This is a genomic window from Chitinimonas sp. (assembly GCF_041904975.1).
Lineage (GTDB): Bacteria > Pseudomonadota > Gammaproteobacteria > Burkholderiales > Chitinimonadaceae > Chitinimonas.
Genome location: NZ_JAYRLZ010000135.1, coordinates 9,005 through 11,176, shown reverse-complemented (window position 1 = coordinate 11,176; position 2,172 = coordinate 9,005). Strand labels below are relative to the sequence as shown.

The 2,172-nt window shown below is 60.1% G+C and carries 2 protein-coding genes; both read left to right on the top strand.

Features of this window, described 5'->3' with window-relative positions; genetic code table 11:
• Window positions 1–1,642: SDR family oxidoreductase (locus ACE3OH_RS13195; RefSeq protein ID WP_374353436.1), on the top strand; the 1,642-nt coding region annotated here is incomplete at its 5' end.
• Between the two features lie 118 nt (window positions 1,643–1,760).
• On the top strand, window positions 1,761–2,033 hold the full coding sequence (locus ACE3OH_RS13190) for a polyhydroxyalkanoic acid system family protein (RefSeq protein ID WP_374353433.1): 273 nt from the start codon (window positions 1,761–1,763) through the stop codon (window positions 2,031–2,033).
• The last annotated feature ends 139 nt before the right edge of the window (window positions 2,034–2,172 follow it).

Sequence of the window (2,172 nt, the reverse complement as noted above, 5' to 3'; positions counted from 1 at the left end):
GGTTGAAGCCGGCGTGTTCCACCACACCAGTTCCATCGCCGCCGCTGGATTGTATGAAGGCGTGTTCTCGGAAGATATGTTCGAAGAGGCCGGCAAGCTCAATCACCCCTACTTCCGCACCAAACATGACTCCGAAGCGCTGGTGCGCAAGGAAGCGAAGATTCCCTGGCGCATCTATCGCCCCGGCATCGTCGTTGGCAGCTCGAAGACCGGTGAAATCGACAAGATCGACGGCCCGTACTACTTCTTCAAGGTGCTGCAGAAGATGCGCCGCATCTTGCCGCCGTGGATGCCATCGATCGGTATCGACGGCGGCCGCATCAATATCGTGCCGGTCGACTATGTGGTAGCGGCGATGGACCATATTGCCCACCTGGCCGGCCACAATGGCAAATGCTTCCACCTGACCGACCCCGATGCCAAGCGCGTCGGCGAAGTGCTGGCGATCTTTGCCGAGGCGGCGCATGCGCCGAAGCTGACCATACGCATCAATCCGGCCATGTTCGGCTTTATTCCGTCGATGATCCGCCAGGCGCTGGCATCACTGACCCCGGTGCGGCGCATCCGCGATGCGGTGATGAAGGACCTGGGCCTGCCGCCCGATGTGATGGGCTTTGTCGCCTACCCTACCCGCTTTGACAGTCGCCAGACCCAGAAGCTGCTGGCTGGCAGCGGCATCGAAGTACCCAAGCTGGAAGACTATGCCTGGCGCCTGTGGGATTACTGGGAACGTCATCTCGACCCGGACCTGTTTATCGACCGCTCGCTGACTGGCGTGGCGAAAGACAAGGTGGTGCTGATTACCGGCGGCTCGTCCGGCATCGGTCAGGCCAGCGCCATGAAGCTGGCTGCCGCAGGCGCAAAGGTGATCATCGTCGCGCGCGATTTGGAAAAGCTGGAAATCACCAAGAAGGAAATCGAGGCCGAGGGTGGCAAGTGCTGGATTTACTCTTGCGATTTGTCCAATCTCGAAGCGATTGATGGCCTGGCAGTCAAGGTGCTGGCCGACCATGGCCATGTCGATGTGCTGATCAACAATGCCGGCCGCTCGATCCGCCGCGCCATCGAAAACAGCTACGACCGCTTCCACGATTTCGAGCGCACCATGCAGCTCAACTACTTCGGCAGCCTGCGCCTGACCCTGGCGCTATTGCCGAGCATGAGCGAGCGCAAAAAGGGCCAGGTGATCAATATCTCCTCGATCGGCGTCTTGACCAATTCGCCACGCTTCTCGGCCTATGTGGCATCGAAGGCAGCACTTGATGCCTTCACCCGCTGCGCAGCCAGCGAATACTCCGATCGTGGCATCTACTTCACCACCATCAATATGCCGCTGGTGCGCACCCCGATGATTGCGCCGACCGATATCTACAAGAACATGCCTTTCATCATCAGCCCTGATGAGGCGGCCGACATGGTGGCACAAGCAGTCATCTACAAGCCGACCCGCGTGGCATCCGGCCTTGGCATCCTCGGCCAGATCCTGCATGCCGTCACGCCGCGCGTGGCACAGATCGTGATGAACACCGCTTACCGCATGTTCCCCGACTCGAGCGCCGCCAAGGGCGAGAAGGATGCGCGGCAAGAGCTGACCGCCGACCAGCTGGCCTTTATGCAGATCATGAAGGGTATCCACCTGTAATCGGCCACCGGCAAGCGTTTGCAGCGTTTGCCGGCTCGTTTATCATGCAGGCAGGGATTCGGCGACCCCACCCGGGTCGCCGTTTTTTTCACCCCATCCATCACGCCACGAGGAAGCCATGTCCATTCATATCCGCCGCCCGCACAGCAAACCGCACGACGAGGCCCGGCAGCTGGCCGAGCAAGTGGCAAACCAGCTGAAGGCCGAGTTCAGCATGGACTGGAACTGGGACGGCGATGTACTGCACTTCAAGCGCAGCGGCGTGAATGGCAGCCTGACAGTGGCGCCTGATGAAATCGTGGTGCAAGCGAAACTGGGCTTTTTGCTCAGCGCCATCCAGCCCAAGGTAGAGAGTGAAATCAACCGCTTTCTGGATGAGCGCTTCGGCTAAGCCTGGCGCGCTACCGGCGCCAACAGGCTGGCCATAAGCCTGCGCCATTCAGTCTTCCCTCTGTCTCGCAGACCGAGGCAGGGCGCGGCCTGTGTCATACCAAGCAGGCGCGTTTTCGGTACTAGCGGAATAGACAGCT